This window comes from uncultured Campylobacter sp., assembly GCF_938045535.1.
Taxonomy (GTDB): domain Bacteria; phylum Campylobacterota; class Campylobacteria; order Campylobacterales; family Campylobacteraceae; genus Campylobacter_B.
The window spans coordinates 1-19,606 of sequence record NZ_CALIMQ010000291.1; the positions used below are offsets into that span (position 1 = coordinate 1).

Annotated in this window: 20 protein-coding genes; 5 read left to right on the forward strand and 15 right to left on the reverse strand. The window is 48.3% G+C overall.

Features of this window, described 5'->3' with window-relative positions; translation table 11 throughout:
• Positions 1–1,388 precede the first annotated feature (1,388 nt).
• The 3 genes from Q0095_RS08985 to Q0095_RS08995 form a co-directional block, all read right to left on the reverse strand.
• Entirely contained in the window at positions 1,389–1,805 is a 417-nt protein-coding gene (locus Q0095_RS08985) for a hypothetical protein (RefSeq protein WP_297883195.1), read from the reverse strand.
• 278 nt (positions 1,806–2,083) lie between these two features.
• Positions 2,084–3,484 (reverse strand): multiheme c-type cytochrome, encoded by a 1,401-nt coding sequence (locus Q0095_RS08990; RefSeq protein ID WP_297883196.1) that lies wholly within the window; start codon positions 3,482–3,484, stop codon positions 2,084–2,086.
• A 10-nt stretch (positions 3,485–3,494) separates the two neighbouring features.
• Complete coding sequence (locus Q0095_RS08995; protein ID WP_291940163.1) at positions 3,495–4,052, reverse strand: NapC/NirT family cytochrome c; 558 nt, start codon at positions 4,050–4,052, stop codon at positions 3,495–3,497.
• Positions 4,053–4,251: 199 nt separating this feature from the next.
• Between Q0095_RS08995 and Q0095_RS09000 the strand changes: the two genes are divergently transcribed.
• The 3 genes from Q0095_RS09000 to Q0095_RS09010 all read left to right on the forward strand — a co-directional run bounded on the left by Q0095_RS09000 (position 4,252) and on the right by Q0095_RS09010 (position 7,078).
• On the forward strand, positions 4,252–5,097 hold the full coding sequence (locus Q0095_RS09000) for a fumarate hydratase (RefSeq protein ID WP_297883197.1): 846 nt from the start codon (positions 4,252–4,254) through the stop codon (positions 5,095–5,097).
• A gap of 10 nt (positions 5,098–5,107) precedes the next feature.
• On the forward strand, positions 5,108–5,668 hold the full coding sequence (locus Q0095_RS09005) for a Fe-S-containing hydro-lyase (RefSeq protein ID WP_177389396.1): 561 nt from the start codon (positions 5,108–5,110) through the stop codon (positions 5,666–5,668).
• A 381-nt stretch (positions 5,669–6,049) separates the two neighbouring features.
• Positions 6,050–7,078, forward strand: a complete 1,029-nt coding sequence (locus Q0095_RS09010) for a DUF3137 domain-containing protein (protein WP_297883198.1) — start codon at positions 6,050–6,052, stop codon at positions 7,076–7,078.
• 348 nt (positions 7,079–7,426) lie between these two features.
• Here the strand turns inward: Q0095_RS09010 and Q0095_RS09015 are convergent, their stop codons facing one another.
• From Q0095_RS09015 to Q0095_RS09025, 3 genes are all read right to left on the reverse strand, one after another.
• Positions 7,427–8,422: a hypothetical protein gene (locus Q0095_RS09015; protein ID WP_297883199.1), complete on the reverse strand. Its 996-nt coding sequence runs from the start codon at positions 8,420–8,422 to the stop codon at positions 7,427–7,429.
• Between the two features lie 190 nt (positions 8,423–8,612).
• Positions 8,613–10,124, reverse strand: coding sequence for a hypothetical protein (locus tag Q0095_RS09020; RefSeq protein ID WP_297883200.1), 1,512 nt, complete (start codon positions 10,122–10,124; stop codon positions 8,613–8,615).
• 35 nt (positions 10,125–10,159) lie between these two features.
• Positions 10,160–10,879, reverse strand: coding sequence for a TerC family protein (locus Q0095_RS09025; protein WP_297883201.1), 720 nt, complete (start codon positions 10,877–10,879; stop codon positions 10,160–10,162).
• A gap of 9 nt (positions 10,880–10,888) precedes the next feature.
• Here Q0095_RS09025 and Q0095_RS09030 point away from each other — a divergent pair, with 9 nt between their 5' ends.
• Positions 10,889–11,095: a hypothetical protein gene (locus tag Q0095_RS09030; protein ID WP_297883202.1), complete on the forward strand. Its 207-nt coding sequence runs from the start codon at positions 10,889–10,891 to the stop codon at positions 11,093–11,095.
• 110 nt (positions 11,096–11,205) lie between these two features.
• A complete protein-coding gene (locus Q0095_RS09035) occupies positions 11,206–11,934 on the forward strand; it encodes a hypothetical protein (RefSeq protein ID WP_297883203.1) in 729 nt (242 codons plus the stop codon).
• A gap of 157 nt (positions 11,935–12,091) precedes the next feature.
• Here the strand turns inward: Q0095_RS09035 and trxB are convergent, their stop codons facing one another.
• The 9 genes from trxB to rpmE form a co-directional block, all read right to left on the reverse strand.
• Positions 12,092–13,036, reverse strand: coding sequence for a thioredoxin-disulfide reductase (gene trxB, locus Q0095_RS09040; protein ID WP_297883204.1), 945 nt, complete (start codon positions 13,034–13,036; stop codon positions 12,092–12,094).
• A gap of 111 nt (positions 13,037–13,147) precedes the next feature.
• Entirely contained in the window at positions 13,148–13,462 is a 315-nt protein-coding gene (trxA, locus tag Q0095_RS09045; RefSeq protein ID WP_291938377.1) for a thioredoxin, read from the reverse strand.
• Positions 13,463–13,532: 70 nt separating this feature from the next.
• A complete protein-coding gene (locus tag Q0095_RS09050; RefSeq protein WP_297883205.1) occupies positions 13,533–13,871 on the reverse strand; it encodes a YraN family protein in 339 nt (112 codons plus the stop codon).
• A gap of 1 nt (position 13,872) precedes the next feature.
• Positions 13,873–15,141: a homoserine dehydrogenase gene (locus tag Q0095_RS09055; RefSeq protein ID WP_297883206.1), complete on the reverse strand. Its 1,269-nt coding sequence runs from the start codon at positions 15,139–15,141 to the stop codon at positions 13,873–13,875.
• Complete coding sequence (locus tag Q0095_RS09060) at positions 15,141–16,346, reverse strand: LL-diaminopimelate aminotransferase (RefSeq protein ID WP_297883207.1); 1,206 nt, start codon at positions 16,344–16,346, stop codon at positions 15,141–15,143. Before Q0095_RS09060 ends, Q0095_RS09055 begins: the two co-directional genes overlap by 1 nt.
• Positions 16,347–16,851: 505 nt before the next feature.
• Entirely contained in the window at positions 16,852–17,871 is a 1,020-nt protein-coding gene (locus tag Q0095_RS09065) for a hypothetical protein (RefSeq protein WP_297883208.1), read from the reverse strand.
• Positions 17,843–18,544, reverse strand: a complete 702-nt coding sequence (gene rlmB, locus Q0095_RS09070; RefSeq protein ID WP_297883209.1) for a 23S rRNA (guanosine(2251)-2'-O)-methyltransferase RlmB — start codon at positions 18,542–18,544, stop codon at positions 17,843–17,845. The genes Q0095_RS09065 and rlmB overlap by 29 nt, the downstream gene beginning before the upstream one ends.
• A 35-nt stretch (positions 18,545–18,579) precedes the next feature.
• Positions 18,580–19,395 carry a 16S rRNA (cytidine(1402)-2'-O)-methyltransferase gene (gene rsmI, locus Q0095_RS09075; RefSeq protein WP_297883210.1) on the reverse strand — a complete coding sequence of 272 codons (816 nt, stop codon included), beginning with the start codon at positions 19,393–19,395 and terminating at the stop codon, positions 18,580–18,582.
• The gene (rpmE, locus tag Q0095_RS09080) at positions 19,396–19,596 is read right to left on the reverse strand and encodes a 50S ribosomal protein L31 (protein WP_177387662.1); all 201 of its coding nucleotides are present in this window, start codon (positions 19,594–19,596) and stop codon (positions 19,396–19,398) included. It lies immediately after the preceding gene.
• Positions 19,597–19,606: the final 10 nt, after the last annotated feature.

The following is a 19,606-nucleotide window of genomic DNA, read 5'->3' on the forward strand; positions in this document are numbered from 1 at the left end:
AGGCGTTTCGCATTGCAGCGAGCCCAAAATGGACGAGGCGTCACATCAGATGATTCAAATTTGCGGCGAAAGCGAGGATCCGCAAATCGAAAATATGCAGTGCAACGAAAACGGACTTTGCTTCGGCACCGCAAAAATCAGATAGCCGAAGCGTCTTGCGGGTGCCAGCGCTAAATTTAACTATTTTAAAGCCGAAACCGAACGCCCGCAAGCGGTCTAGGCCACGCTTTAAAATTTCGCCCGCAATTTAAATTTAGACCCGCTTCACGCGCTGATGCATTTTATCTATCTTATTTTTAGCTGCGTCCGCCGATTGATCGAGCTGCTCTTGGCGCAATAAAATTTTAAAATTTCATCGCCAAGCACGGCGCATAATTAGGATTTAAAAGTAAGCGCGGCTCAAATTTCATAAGTTTAAAATTTTAAAGCGATATGCGATTTTAAATTTTACGCCTCTCAAATGCTAGCCGGTGCGAAATTTCGCGCAAGCTCAAAATCCGCGCTAGGCAATTTTGTGCCGCTGCAAAATTTCTAGATCGCAACTCCGCTCAGTAGAATTTTCGGCGGTGCAGATGGGGGCGCAAAATCTGTGCCACGCAACCTTGCACGGATCACACCCGCCCAAATTCCTATGCCGCACGCCGAGACTCATAATCTAATCTCGCTACAAGATCGCTTATGAAATGCGCAATATCCTTAGTCGCATAGCGTAGCCTTGCTCACTGCGTGGTCGAGGTCTGTAGCTGTAGTGCGAAATGGCGCAAAATTCTTTGCCGTGCGGTAGGAGTTCTCAGAGCAAAAAAGACGCGGTATCCTCTATCGGCGGTGCGAGTTTATAGCCTCTAACTCGCACCTTAAAATTCCGCTTCAAACTCATTACTTAAAATTTCGTCTCAAAAAATCACGTATGAGAAATTCCGCTTTATCTTTACGGCTTAAAATTTCGTACGGATTACACCGAGCAAAATCTCGTCACTGCGCGACGCAAGCTTAAAATTTCAGCGGTGAGCTCGCCGCATATTAAATTCTGCTTCATTATTACGACTTAAATTCTATCACAAGCCCGCAGATTTAAAATTTTACTTCAAACGACGCCGTGAAATTTCTACCCTTGCCTAGGCACATATCTCTCGATACCTACGCCGCTTGTCGCTTAACGGCGACGCTATTCTTTGCCGATAGCAACCCTCGCACAGGACGCCTGCCACAGCGCATAGAAAATAAAGCGCGCCTCTTGCATAATCGCCGCCTCTAGAAATTTTAAGCGACTGCAAAATTTTAAAAATTTAAAAGCAGCCTGCGATTAAGCTGATTTTTATAAATTTGGATTTGCTTTGTAGCGGCGCAATCTGGCGAGTAAAGCGCAATCATAAGTTAAGCAGCTAACTTTACGTCAGCTGCTTGAACATTTCGATCTGCTCCTTCGTAAGCTCGATCAAATCATCGTTTGCGTATTTAAGCGATGTCTCCAGACTTGCGATGAGCTCCTTACGGACGAAGCTCACGCTAAAAAGCGTCGCCCAAAATCGCGCTCCGCTGCCCGTGTTTGGATCCTCCAAGACCGCTCTAATCGCAGCTACCGCAGCAGCATCGTCCGCTGTACCTAACACCTCGTCCACGAGCGGATATTCACCTGCGCCGTCGCCCTCGTTTAGCGAGCGCAAAAGCGGCTCAAGCGCCTCGTCACAGGGATTATCACGCAAAAACTCCCGCACCGCGCGAAACTCTGCCGCGAGCTGATCCGAAAGCTGCGCAGGCATCGGCTGATGAAGTCTCAAAAAGTCTAATGCCGTTTGCTTGTCCATAAAATTCCTTTTAAATGATATGCGCGATTGTAGCTAATTTTGGATTGCAAAGAGATAAATTTACTCTAATTTATCAGCCATTTCCGTCATAAATTCTCAATGATCTTAAATAATTAGACAGTGATTTTGTAGTGGCTTTTAGGGGCGATTTTCGATGGGCTTTGCGGATCACAAAATAAAATTCTAAAATTTTATCCAAATAAAAAAGCCCCTGCGAAGTACAGGGGCTTACAAGCTTGATCTGTTTAGTCTGGCAGAATTTGGCAGACTAAAAAGGATTATTCCTCGATCTTACCGGTTTTGATGCGGCGCTCATAGATTTCGCGCATCTCTCTGATGTCGTTTTTGACCTCGAATACACCGTGCCAATGCGAATAATCAGGTCCGCCCATTAGCGCACCTTGGCGCATTCTGCGACCCTCGTGGTGCCATGAAACATAATAGATTCGCTGGAACGCATCCGCCCAAGGATCGTCTTTTAGAAGTTTCTTTTCCTTAAGCTCTTTTAGCATCTTAGTTGCTTCGTCGTTATAAACATTGTATAAAAGCACCTGTTTATCGCCCATCTCGAAGAAATTATTCGTATGGGTGCTTGCGTGGCACTCTTTGCATACTTGCTTCATCTCGGCACGCGCCGCCTCAGGACCGTTTAGGTTGCCCGCCAAAGGATTGCCAACGTTTAGTTTGCCGGTATTTAAAAACTCGCTTACCGCAGTCTCATTACCGCCGGTGCGTAGATTGCTCTTAGGCTGCCACAAATTCCACTTCAAGCGTTGAGATACGTTGTGAGTAGAGTTTAGATCACCCACACCGCCGCTAATATGGCAGGTCGCGCATGTAGGAGCGCGGTAATCAGGAACTGCCCAAGTACCAGGAGCGCTGTCAAATTTCCACTCATTGCCTTCAGCGTTAAATACGTGTCCGTGCATTGAGTTGTTGTAAATTTCGATATCCGGATGATCAGGTCCTAAGTGGCAAGATGCGCAAGCAGCAGGCTTACGAGCTTCAGCAATCGAAAATTTATGACCCGAGTGGCACGATTTGCATCCGCCTACGCCACCATCCGGATAAACCGTACCGATGCCATATGTAGGCCAGGTCTCTTTGGTAGGCTTGTTATGCTCATCCATTTTAACGACGCTACCGTGGCATTGAGAGCAACCGGTAATATCAGGTGCATGTTTAAGATCAGGGATATCACGTCCTTCGTAGTGATACATTAGATCAACCATTCCTTTGTTGGCTTGCATTTGCATAGCGCCTCTTGCGTGACCGCTGTTTTCAAACTCTTTAACCTCGTTGCTGTGGCATTTAGCACAGGTTTTTGGGCTAACTAGCACCGAAATATGATTGTCTGTATCTTTCGGATGCGGCTCTTTAGCTGCCATAGGGCTATCTGCTGGCTGCGAGTGGCAGTCGGTACAGCTAACGCCTACGTGAGCGTGGCGGCTCATCTTCCAATCCGCAACGACGCCCGGAGTTTTTTCGGCATGGCACTCGACGCAGCGTCTAGCTAGCGGCGTAAGCTGCCTATTTACCTTTAAATTCTTCGTAAGACTAACGTTTACAGAATTGCTTACGTTCGCGTCCGACGCGGACATATTCGCATGCTGCGCGGGCATTTCTGCGAATGCAAACGATGCGATACAGGCTATTAAAATAGCGACTTTTTTTAGCATTGCTTCTCCTTTACTTGGTTTTGTTATTTTCTCGGTTGTATTTATCCCAATATTTGGTGATCTCTATACCCATATTTTTGTGACCGACGTTTTCGTGGCACTGCACGCAGGTTTTGCCGGTAGTGCCCGCGAAATAATCCCTATGCGCGAGCCAGGCTTTATTTACTTGGTTATTCTGCTCTTTTAAATTTCGATGGCAACTTAGACAGCCGCTTTCATAAACGAAATGATTTCGCTCCTTGCGTTTTTCTTGCCAGTCGATCTTATCGGCATCGGTAAAGACCGTTTTGTAGACATCATTTGCGGAGGTTAGAGCTTTAGTCCAAAGATACATAAAGGTATTTTCATGAGAAACGTGACAGGCGACGCAATCAGCTTTGAAGCCTTGCGGGTTATTGCCGCCGTGAACATCGTTGTGAAAGGCGTTTGCCATCGGCTGCATCGTATGACAGGATACGCAGAATTTATCGGTGCCCGTAAGGTGAACCATCTCCGCAATCCCAAGAGAAAGTATCATTCCTATAAGCACACAAGCGCCCACGAGCAGCACAAGAGTTTTCTTTTTCATAGGTTTCCTTGATTTTAAAATTTCTTCGCAAAATTTTTAGTATTTGATAATTCGGAAAGTGGTATTTTATTATAAAAAGATTAAAAACCGCTTATTTTCTAGCCTTTTGTTAAAATTTATTAAATGAAGATAAAATTTTAAACTAAGTTTTTAGTTTAACGGAATATAATCCATTAAAATTTCAATACAAGGAGAGATCATGAAAACGATCCAAGCGGATGAAATTACCAGAGTAGTCAGCGAGCTTTGCAAAAAAGCCTGTTATCAAGTTACGCCCGACATGCGCGCAGCATTTGAGAAAGCACGCGAAAATGAGACTTCGCCTATCGGCAAAGATATCTTGGGCAAGCTCTTGCAAAATGCTGATTTGGCGGCGAAAGAGGTCGCACCGATCTGCCAAGATACCGGTATGACGGTGGTTTTTGTCGAACTCGGGCAGGACGTGCATATCGAGGGCGGATATTTGGAGGATGCTATCAATGCAGGCGTTGCGGACGGCTACGTAGGCGGCTATCTGCGTAAATCCGTGGTCGCAGAGCCGCTTTTTGAGCGAAAAAACACCACGAATAATACCCCTGCGGTCATCAATACCCGCATCGTCCCCGGCGACAAGCTTAAGATCAAAGTAGCCCCAAAAGGCTTCGGCAGCGAAAACAAATCGGTGCTAAAAATGCTCGTTCCCGCAGACGGCATCGAGGGGGTAAAAAAGGTATTTTTAGAGGCGGTCAAATACGCTGGTCCTAACGCCTGCCCTCCGATGGTCGTAGGCGTCGGTATCGGCGGCACGATGGATAAGGCGGCGCTTTTAGCCAAGCAAGCCGCGGTTCGCTCGATCGACAGCAGAAATCCCGACGAGCGCTACGCTAAGCTAGAGGATGAGCTACTAGAGATGGCGCGCGCTACGGGCGTCGGTCCGCAGGGTTTGGGCGGCATAAACACCGCCGTTAAGGTAAATGTAGAGTGGTATCCGACCCACATCGCAGGGCTTCCGGTCGCCGTTAATATCAACTGCCACGCGGCTCGCCATGCCGACGCCGAACTATAAGGAGGAAATCATGTCAGAAGTTAAAAGAATTACCGCACCTTTCGATAAAAGCGTAGTAAAAAGCCTAAAGGCGGGCGATAACGTCCTAATCAGCGGCACCATCATCGCAGCCCGCGATGCCGCACACAAGGCTCTAACCGAAACCCTCGCTCGCGGCGAGAAGCTACCCGTAAGCTTAGCCGGCGAGACGATATATTATCTGGGACCGACTCCTGCTAAACCCGGGCAGGCAATCGGTGCTGCAGGACCTACGACTAGCGGACGCATGGATAAATATACTCCTACGATGATAAACGAGGTAGGCATCAACGGCATGATCGGCAAGGGCTATCGCAGCGACGCCGTCGTTGAGGCGATGAAAAAATCGGGCTGCGTCTATATGGTCGCTATCGGCGGCGCGGGCGCGCTAATCAGCCAAAGCATCAAAAAATACGAAGTGCTAGCCTACCCTGAGCTCGGCCCCGAGGCGGTCGCGCGACTTACCGTCGAGGATTTCCCCGCTATCGTAGCGATCGACAGCGAGGGCAACAACTTCTACGAAGTAGGTCAGGCGCCTTATAGAAAAATCTAAATTTTGCTAGCGGCGTCCGCGCGGTGCTTTTTGCGGCGCGGACGTCCGTAAATTTCGCGACATTCGCTCAGGCGCTCGTAAATTTCGCGGCATAAACTACGGCGTCTATTTTGCGAAATTTTACGCTGCTGCGCAGATGAAATTTTATAGCGAATTTTAAATCGCGTCCGTAAAATTTTATCTCCATTCGCGGCACGGAATTTTAAAATTTGGCGCCGCTTAAATTTCTACAGAAATCCCGCCTTTGTTCCATTTAAACAATCCGCCGCTAAATTTAACCGCAAATTTATCCAAGCCGAAATTTTAAAATTTCGTCGCCGTTCGTAAGCAAATTTAAAGCCCGCAAGCGTCATAATCCATCTCAAATTTAAAAGGAGCGAGATGAGCGCAAGCGAGCTGGAGCAGATCAGGCTGGGGCTTTTGTATAAGGCGAAAAGAAATACGATCTTCGCGGCGGCGTGCATGCTCGGCTACGGCACGTTTTTGTTATACAAGCTACGCGACGGAGGAGGCATGGCGGATTTGTTGCCGTTGATCGGATTATTCGCGGTTGTTCTTATAGTAGCCGTTTTGTGCGATCAGGCCTCCATAAAAGCTACGATAATCCAAGCCGCGGGTCTTTTTATAATTTGCCTATTTCTAGTTGATTTACAAAATCGCCCTACGACTTCCAAATATATCTTACTCGCGATTATAACTTTAATCTTGGCCGCTTCGAGCTTGTTTGTATTGTTTAGAGACTTTAAGCAAGACTATTCGGTAAAATTTCGGCGCGCTTTTAAAGAGCACTATCTGATGCCCTATTTTAAGGCATTCGGCTATCGATATGAAGTTTCAGGCGATATCGATCCTGCTAAACTCAAGCTTTCGGGACTCTTTTTTCGACTAGACAGATACTTATACGGCAACGACAGGGTTTCGGGCGTTTATGACGGCGTGAAGTTCGCATTTTGTGACGTAAGTTTATTTAATAGATTTTCGGAAAGCGAAATCCTCGGCACCTTTTTCTACGCGGAATTTAACAAACGCATAAGTGCCAAAACCCTGATTTTTCCCGCTCGCGCCGGCGCGCCGAACACAGGCGGGCTAAAAAAGATAGATATGGACGATGCGGAGTTTAACGCCGCCTTCGCCGTGTATTGCGAGGACGCGGCGGGCGCGATGTATATTCTAACGCCCGCCTTTATGCGGAGGCTCTTGCGCTTCGCAGGCGCCGTAGCCGCGCCCGTTAGCCTTAGCTTTTTAGATAGCAAAATTTATATTTTCGTAAATACGGGGCGCGATAATTTCGAGCCCGACATCGACGAAAGCGTGCTACGCCGCGACCCTGCCGCGCAGCTCAAGCGCGAGCTTTCGCACTTTTTAGCGATCGTAAAAAACCTAAAACTAAACGAAAGAATTTGGAGCTAGCGGGCGGCTCGCCGCAGCTTTGTGTGTCACAGCCTCGCGCACTATAGCTTCACACGCCGTGCCGCGGTCTCGCACGCCTTGAAATTTTAAAATTTTGCTTTTTGATTTCGCACTTTGGAATTTTAAGAGCTTTAAAATTCCGCGCATTTTGAAATTTAAAATTTTAATCCACACTGCGAAATTCTGCACCGTAAAATTTGAAATCCTGAAAATAAAATCCGCGCCTTGAAATTTTACGCTTTGAAATTTAGAATTTTAAAATTTCGCAGCCGAAATCTTACGCGCCTGAAATTTGAAATTTTGTCGCGCCTTAAAATTTAGCGCACCCGCCAAGTATCGCAGTACCCATCAAAGCCCCTGCGCGCTAGAGGGCGCGGCCAACTCCTCTATAAATTTACCGGGCTCGCAATGAGTTATTTTACTCTCTATCGTAAATTTTTCGCCGTCAAATTTAAAATATCTATATTCATTGATTAGCTCGCCGTCAGGGTATTTGTCGCTAGATTTTACCTTAAGAGCGCCCAACGCGCCGTTTTCAAAGGTCAAAAACGTCTTTTTAGCGTATTTGCTCTTTATCTCGTCGCTGCCGTCTAAGTATGAGAAAAAATCATATTCTATGCCGAAGCGAGCGGAGTCGTGCGGCGCCAAAGAGCTCATCTTAGAGCAGTCGCAATCTGCGCCGCATGAGCGGACGTAATGAAATATATCAGCCATTTTTATACCCGTTTCGCTTGCTTCTACCGCCTTAAGCTTATCGCTTGCGAGTTTGCTAGAGCCTTTTGATACTCCGTAAACTAGATATAGATTTTCTTTAACTTTAAAAATTTTTATCACTCGCTCGCCACCCCATGCGGTATCAAGCGCCCATTCGCCGCAGTCGCAATCCCGCCTGCCGCCAAGGACGCAGTCTTGCAGCTGCTGCGCACCCTTGTCCGCAAAATCCATAATGAAATTTTGCCCGCCGCTTGCATATTGATATGCTACGTAGCTCGCGCCCATTGTGCCGCCGGTGCTGATATCTACCGAATATGCCCGAAACTTGCCGTCCTGCGAGATCGCCATATTCGGCGCGAACTTTAAGGATTTTAAAATTTGAGGCGCTCTCTCGCCCACGCTTTGTAAAAACTCCATAAACGCAGCCCTTAACCTAACTATGCTCTCGCAAGGCGTACCATCGGGGCGATGCCCGGCTTCGTCAATCTCCTGAAGCGCCGTGCTTAAATTTGCGGTTAAAATTTCTAGGTTTTGATCCTTTTGAGCGCTGTTTACACCTTCTGCCAAAGCGGGCGCTGCCTCGGCGAACATGAAGCTTAATAAGCACAAAAACGAGATTAAAATTTTCAAGTCGCATCCTTTAAATCTTTGATTTTCGCTAGATTATAGCGCAAATTTACGCCGCGCGAGATTTGGATTTAGAATTTGCGCCCTCAATTTAAAATCCAAATCCGCTCGCTGTAGAATTCTGCGAAATCCCGAAATTTGAAATTCCTTGAAGTTGTAAAATTCCTCGAGGCTGCCGTTTGGAATTCGCCTTTCAAAGCATAAGGCTAAGTAGCAGCAAAAATCCGATGAAGCTTAGAGCGTTGCCGAAGGAGCCGCCGATGTGATCGCCGAGCTGCGTCAGCACGAGCGCGCCGCCTAGACGCAGACCTATTTGAAGCGCCACGCTCGCGATAAAATCTATCACGCGCCGAAGTCCGCTGCGCGTATCGCCGAGCTTCATGCCGCGGCTTTGATTCCAAATCCCGCTTACGCGGTAGTCTTTGTAGCGGGCGCGAAGAATATCGCCGTTTTGCAGCTCAAAGCTCTGCGAGGCGTTCTTTGTCTTAGCGGGTGCCGCGGCTTCGGCGGAGCTGGCGGAATTTATAGAATTTCTTGCGTTGGCAGAATTTGCAGAGCTTGTAGAATTCGCTGATTTCGCAAAATTTTTAACGCTCGCAGAATTTGCGGAATTTTCTGCGCCTAAATTCTTAAATTTCATGCAATTTTCGCCGTCCGCAAGCTCCGCTAAATTTTGATCCGCGCGTAGCGCGTCAAAGACAATACGCCGCTTGCTGTCGCCCGATAAATATAGCCCGTCCAGCGCGAAGCCATAATAATAAACGTCGCCGCTTTGCAGCACGCGCACGCCGCTAGCATAGCCCTCCGCTTCGCCGCTTCGCTTGGGCTCTTTGGAGTGCGGAAGCGCTACGAATATGCGTCCGAACTTTGCGGCGCGCCAGTCTCTTCGCATAAATCTAAAGCTGCAATACGCAAAAGGCGCGAGGATGAGCAGGGCTAGCAGCCCCGCAGGAGCCCTTGCATCAAAGATAAAGATTATGCAGTAGATGCTCATCGCAGCTAGCACTACGCCGAAGGCTGCAAATATCGCGGCGAGCGCCGTGCTACCGGCGTCCTTCCAGCGCTGCGCGCCTAGGCTTAGATTAACGAAATCTAGCGGGGAGGGGGCGAAATTTACCGAAGTGCCGTGCTCCTCGCGGGTAGAATTTAAAGAGAGGGAGCCGCTTAAATCTTTGCAATTCAAACTCGAAGTATAAAGTTCCGTATTAGCGTTCGCCTGTTCGTTAAGGTCTTCGCGGATAAAACCCAAAGCGGCGGAATTTATGCCGCTGCGATCTTTGCCCACTAAATCAGATACCGCAGAATTTTGTCGTGCACTTGCCGCGGTATCGCTATGTGCGTCGCGGTTTGAATTTGCGGCAGCGGAATTTCCGCTACTTGAAACTTCGCAGTTAGGGCGCTCTGCGGAATTTTCAGCGCTTAAACCTACGCCGCTTAAGGCCTCGCGGCAGGAATTTAAGCCTCTCAAAGCCTCCCCGCCGGAATTTGAGCTTGAAGCCTCGTATATCACCGCCAGCTCGTCGCCCTCGCGTATCGGAAGATAAAGTCCGTCGCGCCTTAAGTCCAAATTCCCCGCAAAGCGCAAGCGCTCCAGCGTAAAGCTAAATTTAGCCGTGCCTGCAGCCGCAGGCTGTAGCTTCAAATCCCTAGCCGTGCCGCGAGCAAGCTTGATTTGCTGCGGAGAAAGAAATTTAGCAAATCCCATGCGCGCCTTTCAGATCTCGCAAAATTCCGTTCCTCCTACTTTGCGGCGGATTTTTTGCGGATCTGGATATTGATGAGCTCCACCAGCAGCGAAAACGCCATCGAGAAGTAGATGTAGCCCTTAGGTATGTGAAAGCCCAGCCCGTCGGCGATCAGCGAGACGCCCACCAAAATCAAAAACGCAAGCGCTAAAATTTTGATCGTCGGGTTTGTGTCCACAAAGCGCGCGATCGCGCCGCTAGCGAGCATCATCACGCCCACGGCGATGATGACTGCGAGGATCATCACGGGCAGGTGCTGCGCCATGCCCACGGCGGTGATGACGCTGTCGAGCGAAAAGATGATGTCCAAAACGGCGATCTGCACGAGCGTGCCGCCGAAGCTTGCCTTGCCGCTGCTAGCGCTGCGCTCGTGTGCCTCGCCCGTGGCGCTGGAGTGGATCTCGAGCGTGGATTTGACGAGCAGAAACAATCCGCCGCCGATCAGCACGAGGTCGCGTCCGCTAAAATCGCGCGCAAGCACGCTAAATAGCGGCTTGGTTAGCCCCATGATCCAGCTTAAGCTAAGAAGTAGCAGTATGCGCGTGAACATCGCAAGCGCAAGCCCCATTATACGGGCGCGTCCGCGCTGCGCCTCGGGCAGGCGGCCGCACAAAATCGCGATAAAGATGATATTGTCGATGCCAAGCACGATCTCAAGCCCCGTGAGCGTCGCCAGGCTGATCCATGCCTCGGGTGAGGCGATCCATTCAAACATCGGTTTCCTTTGGGTGAAAATTTAAGCCGTGATGATAGCGAAAGTTTGGTTAAAATTTCTAAATTTTACCGCCTTCGTGCGCGAAACTGCGCGTGGAATTTCGGCGATGCGATGCGGACGGTTTATCTTGTAATTTTACCGCAAGACTATTTCGCTAAAAGGCGTAAAGCGCCGCATGCGCGGCAGAATTGCGGCGCATGGAATTTAGTGGATTGAGAGAGCGAAATTTTTGCGGCGAAATTTTAAAATTTAAGCTCTAAATTTACCCGTTTTTAAGCAGGGGGGGGGGTAGCATTATTTTCAGAATTTATTTCAAAGGAGTGAAGATGAGATATGCACTAGGTGTCGCGCTTGCGACGTTAATTTTTACGGGATGCGGCGCAGACGAAGTAGAGCTCGTGAAAAACTACACTTTGCCTGATTTCAAGTCTATGAGTATCGGCACGGCGATCGAGGGCTCGAAAATCTGCAAAAATATCACCTGGAGCAAAGAGGAAAACGGCGGATTAAAGACGGTTAAGATGGTCTGCGACGTGGATGTAGAGCATAGGCTTAAATCATATAAACAAGAGATGTTAGACTCATCTTTAAAAAGGGTTATGACTTTTTATGAGGGCAAGGCTTACGACGCGCAGGGTTTGTTTAAGCTGGCAAAAGAATACTGCAAATTAAACGAAGCTAAATTTCAAGAAACACTTAAAAATCAAAGGCAAAATAGAATTTTTGAGGAAGAATGGAAGTCGGTCGATTGCGACGACAAATTAAAAGGGGAGATACTAAAAGAAAGCAATACCGAAATCTACATAGACTTTATTATGGAGTGCTTAAAAGCAGCCGTTTATTACTCGCAAATAACGGCAGAGCAGTTGGACGCGAGCTTCGGACATAAAGAAGGTGGATCATCAAAGCTTGCTATCGAGCTAAATTTTATCGTAAATGAGGGTAAAAGCGTAAGTCTGTCTGATAAATTTAAACTTATCACGAACGGTAAAGAAGATCCCGTAAATAAAATGAAGTCAAAAGATGTCATAGCGGGCTTCTACGAAAGGCAATAAGCGCCCTATCTCGCGGTTAAATTTTATAAAATTTTAAAATTTAGCCGCTTTTCTTATAATAAAATTTCATTCAAAATTTCAGGTGCGGTTTTAAATTTAAAACGCAGCGGAAGCAGTTTCACCCGCCGCGCCGTGAAATTTTACGCCGAATACAAGCTTATTTATCGTGTCCTTGCAGATACGCAATCGCACTAAGTGCGGCAACCGCGCCGTCGCCTGCCGCGCAAACGACCTGTTTAGGCGCATCCTGCCTCATATCGCCCGCCGCAAATAGCCCGTTAACGCTTGTTTGCATCTTTAAATTTACCGCGACCTGCCCGCCCGGCGTGATGTCGCAGATGAACTTGCTGCTTTCGTCTTTTAGCACCTCGTTTCGCACGTCAAGCCCCACGAATACGAAGATCCCCGGCAGCTGCAGCTCGCGCGTGGCGCCGCTTGTTTTATCCTTGACTACGACGCCAGTTACGCCGCTTGCATCGCCCTTGATCTGCTCTACGAGCGCGTTTGTGATGAGCTCGATATTCTCACTTTCGCGTACCTTTTGCACGGTCGAAGGCGCGGCGCGAAACTCGTCGCGGCGGTGGATTAGGTATACTTTGGAGCAAATTTTAGCTAGATACAGCGACTCCTCTAACGCCGTGTCGCCGCCGCCGAGGACGGCAACCTCTTTACCCTTGTAAAAAAACCCGTCGCAGGTCGCGCAGGTACTTACGCCGCGACCGAAAAACTCGTCCTCGCCCTCGATCCCCGCGCGGCGCGGAGTAGAGCCCGTAGCGACAATAACGGCACGCGCGCATCGTGTTTGATCGCCCTCGAGATAGATCGTAAAATTTCCATCGCCGTCTTTTGAGACGCGCAGCACGCGCACCATCTCGTGCTTCAGCCCGAAGCGGAAGCACTGCTCCTGCCAAGGTGCCATAAAGCTCATCCCGTCGGTTACCGCGGCGACGCCCGGATAGTTTTCCATCTCGGAGCTTGAGGTGATCTGCCCGCCGGGCATCCCCATCTCAAACATCACGACGTCCTTTAAACCGCCTCTTGTAGCATAAAGCCCCGCCGCTAGCCCTGCAGGGCCGCCGCCGATAATTGCTAAATCTAACATTTTTTCTCCTTAATTATTTTATTAAGTAAAGCCGTGGGCGTTAAATTTACGAATTTAATTAATAAAACGATGAGTGGGAGAAAAAAAGGGCGAAAGCCGCCCTTTTAAAATTTACAGAAGCGAGTTTAGTTTGTCGGCTATGATCTGCTTAGATTGCGCGCCGATGAGCTGAGCTTTTAGCTCGCCGTCTTTGAAAAATAGAATCGTAGGGATCGAGCGCACACCGAACCGCACCGCCAAATCCTGCGCTTCGTCGGTATTTACTTTGCAAATTTTAGCCTTGCCCTCGTAATCGTTCGCAAGCTCCTCGATGATCGGGGCGATCATACGGCACGGCCCGCACCAAGGCGCCCAAAAATCGACTAGCGCGACACCCTCTTTAATAACGTCGAAATTCTCCGAAGTAAGCTCTATATACTTTCCCATAATGTTCTCCTTGTGTTAAAATTCCGCGAATTATAGTTTATTATCTTAAATAAATAATAAAAATTCTAATTTAAAAAGATATGTTGGCGATAAATTTTATCTGCTTTGGATAAACTTCCACTACGTCGATCTGCCACGACTCGTCCGTATCGCAGCTCATCAGATAAAATTCCGCCGCCTTTAAAATTTTAGCCATCTTGGCGCCCGTCACGCGCTCTGCAGCGTCGTAATCGCCGCTCGTAGCCTTCACCTCTACAAAGTGCAAAATTCCGCCCTTACGCGCGATTATGTCGATCTCGCCGAAGCGGCAGCGGAAATTTCGCTTTAAAATTTCAAACCCTTCGCCGCGTAAAAATTCCGCCGCACGGTCCTCGCAGGCAAAGCCGAAAATGTATTCCTTTAAGCTCAACTTAGCTTTCGATCCTGATCATAAAAGGCTTCTGCGTGATGAAATTTTCGCCACTAATCACGCTTATTGCGCGCTTGATATCCTTCTCGCAGCACGTATGCGTCGTGAAAAACAGCGTCACTTCCTCGTCCGTTTTGAGCTTAGGCTTTTGCAAAAAGCTGTCGATCGAAAGATCGTTTAAACTCATAATGTTCGTAAGCTTCGCGAGCACGCCCTTTTCGTCGCGCACGCGCAGCCTGAAATAGTACTTCGTGCGGATCTGCTCGCTAGGCAAAATTTGCATAAAATTTTGGCTCGGCAAAATTTTATATCCCAGCATCGGATTTTTGTTATCGCGCGCAATGTCGATGAGATCGCTTATAACCGCACTTGCCGTAGCGCTTCCGCCCGCGCCAGGTCCGTAATACATACTCTCGCCGACGCAGTCTCCGTAGATGCTCACGCCGTTCATCACGCCGTCTACTTTTGAGAGCATCTGATCTTTCGAAATGAGCGCGGGATGGACGCGCAGCTCGACTTTATTATCGCACGCGCGCTTGGCTACCGCAAGCAGCTTGATTATGAAGTCAAATTCGCGCGCAAAATAGATATCCTCCTGCGTGATCTCCTCAATTCCCTCGATCAAAATATCTTCCGGATCGCCGTGCACGCCGTATGCGATGCTAGCTAAAATCAAAAGCTTGTGCGCCGCATCGAACCCGCCGATGTCAAAGCTAGGATCGGCTTCGGCGTATCCGAGCTCTTGAGCTCGCTTTAGCGCGTCCTCAAATTTCTCGTTTTTTTGCATCATATTCGTAAGGATAAAGTTGCTCGTGCCGTTTACGATGCCGATTATTTTTTCGATACGATTGGCGCTTAGCCCCTCGCGCAGGGTTTTTATGATCGGAATTCCGCCCGCTACGCTCGCTTCAAAGCCAAAAGGCGTATCGCCCGCCAAAGCCTGAAGTTTGTAGCGATGATAAGCCAAAAGCGCCTTATTTGCGGTAACAACCGCCTTTTTGCGCTTTAAAATTTCGCTTACGATCTCATAGGGCTTTTCTACCCCGCCCATAAGCTCTACAAAAACGTCGATATCGTCGCGCTCAATGATGCTTTTTGCGTCGCTGCTAAGCGGAATTTGCACATCGCGCTTTTTGCTCTTGTCGCGCACGAGTCCTATTACGGGCTCTATGCTAACGCCCGCGCGCGCAAGGATGATATCTTTATTTTTAATCAAAATGTTTGCAACTTCGCTACCTACGGTACCGACGCCTAAAATCGCTACTCTCATCAGATCTCTTTCAAATATTTTTTTATATTTCTAGCGGCCTGGCGGGTTCTATTTTCGTTTTCGATAAAAGCGATCCGCACGTAATCGTCTCCCGCCGCGCCAAAGCCAACGCCCGGGCTTACGGCGACGCACGCCTTGGTGAGAAGCTGCTTGGAAAACTCCATACTCCTTAGATGAGCCGCCGCTGGCGGCAATTTCGCCCACGCAAACATCGACGCGCTAGGTTTAGCGATCACCCAGCCCGCGTCCGCAAAAGCGTCTATCAAAAAATTCCTACGCTTCTGATAGGTCACGCGGATATCCTCTACGCACTCTTGCGGTCCGTTCAGCGCGATCGTGGCGGCTACTTGTATCGGCGTAAACATGCCGTAATCAAACCAAGATTTGATCTTTTTAAGCGCGGCGACGAGCTTTTTATTACCGCTAACAAAACCCACGCGCCAGCCCGCCATATTGTAGCTTTTAGAGAGCGTGTACGCCTCAACTGCGACGTCCTTTGCGCCCTGAACCTCAAAGATCGACGGCGTTTTGTAACCCTCAAAAGCGATCTCTGCGTAAGCGATATCGCTGATGATATAAAACCGTTCCTGCCGTGCCATCGCCACGAGCCGCTCGTAGAAGCTCTTTTGCACGACGACGGTGGTAGGGTTATGCGGGAAATTTACGACGACGTATTTTGGGCGCGGAATGCTCTCGTCGAAGGTCTTTTGCAGATCAATGAAAAATTTATTCTCATTAAAATTTAAATTCTCATCATAGGCAAGCGGGATTTTAACGACGTTGCCGCCCGCGATGATGAAGGCTTGAGTGTGGATCGGATACGCAGGATCGGGCACCACTGCGACATCGCCCGGATTTACGATCGCGCTAGTTAGGTGCACGAAGCCCTCTTTAGAGCCCATCACCGCGACGATCTCGCTTTCAGGATCCAAGATCACGCCGTATTTGCGCTTGTACCAATTCGCGCAGGCAAGTCGCAGCTTGTAGATGCCCTGGCTTACGGAGTAGCCGTGCGTCTTGTCCTTTTGCGCGCTTTCGCAAAGCTTGTCGATTATATGCTGCGGCGTCCTGCCGTCGGGATTGCCCATCGAAAAATCGATTATATCCTCGCCAGCTCTGCGCGCCGCCATTTTTATGGCATTGACCTCGGCAAAAACATAATTGGGCAAACGCTCGATTTTTGAAAAACGAATTTCGTCAAACATCTCAAACCTCTTATCTTAAAGTAATTTTCAAGCTTTATTTAAAATTTAGCGCCTTAACGCGCGATCTGCTCGTACCGCACGGAGGCAAAATTTCAATCCTTAGCGTCGATGCGGCGGCGCTTTTTATATTGCTCGGGCAATTTAAACTTTTACCTCGCTAAAATTTTAAAACCGCGGGGGCATTGATCGTTTAAATTTATCGCATAGCGACCATTTGCGCGACATTTAAATTTACGTCAGCTCAAAACGATAACGATCAAAGCTGCCGTTTTTACGCCGCGTTCTCGAACGATAACCCTTTAAATTTATCGCGCTACCGCAAGCGGCCGCAGCGCTTGAAATTTTATCCGCACCGTTAATTTTACCTACGCCGTTTAAAATTTTATCCAAGGCGGCGCAGTTTAAACCTTTTAAATTTACACTCGCGAATTTAAATTTAAACCGAGCACCGTAGCAAGCCGAAATTTTACTATCAGCGGCGGCAAAAGCCCTAAGAGCGAGAGCTTTACCACTTTTTGCCCTTGTTTAGGCGCAGAAACTCATCGGCTGAAATTTTAGTGATATTGCCATCTTTGACGTGGAATTTTTGAGTGTTTCTTTCGCTGAAAGTTACGTTGCCATCGGCTTTGCCGAGCTCAAACATCCCGTGACCGGTAGAGATTAGCAGCTCCTCATCCCCTTGCGAAGCGACTACGTAAGGGGCATTGATGACCATCTCACGCTTCTTGCCGCTTTTTAGATCAATGATCCCGATCCACATCTTGCCGCGTGGATTAAGCACGATATCTTTGCTGGGCGCAGGTGCGCTTTGCGTGGCGTTTTCGTCGGTGGAATTTTCCTCCGTTTTGGCACTCGCGCGCTCAATCCTGATAGAGCGATCCAGCGCGTTTAGCGAGCTTAAATTTTCATCCACAGCAGCGGCTGCATTGGCATCTGACTTTAGTGCGAATTTTTCATCTGTAGTGTTGTGCGAAACAACGTCGATACCGATATTTTCAAGCTTTTTTTGAGTATTATTTACGATCGGAGCGTCCGAGTAGGTGGTTTTGTTTTGTTCCCATAAAAGCGAACCCAAAAATTCGCCGAAGCTTTTATAAAGTCCAAAATAAAAGATCGCGCCTATGATTAGTACCATCGCAAGCAGCCATAAAAGCCAACCGCTGCCGCTTTTGTTAGGGCTAACTCTTTGACCATAGACCTGCTCGACTTTGGCCTTTTTAACGGGCGCAAAGCTCGCTTTGGCGCTCTCAAACTCGCTAAGCCAGTCCGATAGATCCAGCCCGAACTCGCGCTCTAAAATTTTAATGTAACCCCTAACGTTAAAATTTGCCAGCTTCTCGAAGTCTTTGTTTATGATGTATTCTAAATTTTGCGCGTCGATGCGCGTCGTGCGCGCAATCTCGATCAGATCCATAGATTTTAATTTATCTAGATCGCTGCTTTTTGGCTGCTGTGTTTGCTCCGGCTTCTCGGTTTGTTCCGCCTGCTCGTCCGTATTATTTAACTTCTCTTTTATTTCTTCCATTTAAAATTCCATCGCATAATATCGCAAATGCCGCGCTTACATTAAGCGAGTCCCAGCCTTCGCGCATCTTTATTGATACCGCGCAGTCGCATTTTTTAAGCGCCCTGGCAGGTATCCCCTCTTCTTCGTTCCCCATTACGAGTGCATTTTTCGCGCCGAGCTCTAACTCCTTAAAGCTCGTCCCGTCCGCACTCGCGGCGTAAATTTCAAAGCCGCTTTGTCTAAGCTCGTTTATCACGCTAAGCCCGTCTGCGGCCTTAACGACGTTTAGCTCATACGCCGCGCCCGAGCTTGCGCGCACTACGCCCGCCATATTTAGATTATTTGCGACGATGATCACGCTGTCCGCGCCCAAAGCATAGGCGCTGCGCATTATCGCGCCGATGTTTCCGACATCGGTAAGCCCGTAAAGGATCGGCACGAATTTATCGTCTTTGACGCTAGCTAGATCGCCGAAGCTAAACTCCTCCACCTCGGCCAAGAAGCCTTGATGGTTGCCGCCGCGAGCGAGGGCTTGAGCTTTTTTCGCATCGGCGCGCTCGATCTTTACGCCGGTCGCGGCGATCTTTTTAAAAATTTCTTTCTCGCACTCCTTTGCAAGGATGATGCGGATAAATTTCTGCGGATGCCGGTTTAAAAGGTGCAAAAACAGCTGCTTGCCGTAAATAATCATTTTGGGATTTTAGCGAAAAACGGTTAAAATATGACTTAGCGTATCAAATTTTTATATATTTCTTTGGCGGGTTCGCCGTTTATTTTTGAGAGTAGTTTCGCTTTTATTTTTGGCGCGATCTCAAGCGATAGAATATCTTCCTGCGTGATTTTTTCAAAGCTTTTCTCGCCTGCGCCGTCAATCACGACGCACCATTCGCCGTTTAAATTTGCGCCGTTTAGACTAGATAGAACCTCTGCAGCGCTACCGAAAAATTTTGTTTCAAATTTTTTCGTAGCTTCCTTAATCGCAAAAATTTTGCGCTGCGCATCGATCCCCGCGATCTGCTCTATTAGCTTTATCACGCGCTTGGGAGATTCGTAGAGTACGCACGGATAGGGGCTTTGCATTAAATTTAGGATCTGAGCTTTGCGCTGTGCGCCGTCATTATTTAAAAAGCCTAAAAAGCTAAATTCTTTCTCCACCAGCCCGCTTGCGGCGGCTGCGAGCAGCAGAGCGTTTGCGCCGCTAAGCACCTCGTAAGGCACGCCGCTTCGCTGCGCAAATTTTACGAGCGCAATTCCCGGATCGCTGATGCAGGGCATGCCCGCATCGCTTACGTATGCGCAAGCTTTTTCGCGCAGAAGCGACGGATCAAAGTCAGCGAAAAACTCCGCTTCATTGTGCGTGTGCAGAGAGTAAAACTGTGAAATTTTAAATGAAATTTGAAATTTATCGGATAATAAGTTTAGAAGTTTTTTTGAAACCCTCGTATCCTCGCAGATTAGGATTTCGCAGCTTTGCAATACCTCAAGCGCGCGGCCCGAGATATCGCTTAGATTTCCTATCGGCGTAGGAATGAGATATAGCAACTATTTCATTCCGTATTTTTGTTTAAATTTCTCGACGCGGCCCGCGCTATCTACGATCTTCTCGCTGCCGGTGAAAAACGGGTGGCAATTGGAGCAGATATCGACGCGGATCTCAGGCTTGTTCGAGCGCGTTTTAAAAGTGTTGCCGCAAGCGCAGGTAACGGTCGTTTCGACAAAGTTTGGGTGGATATCTTTTTTCATTTTTGATCCT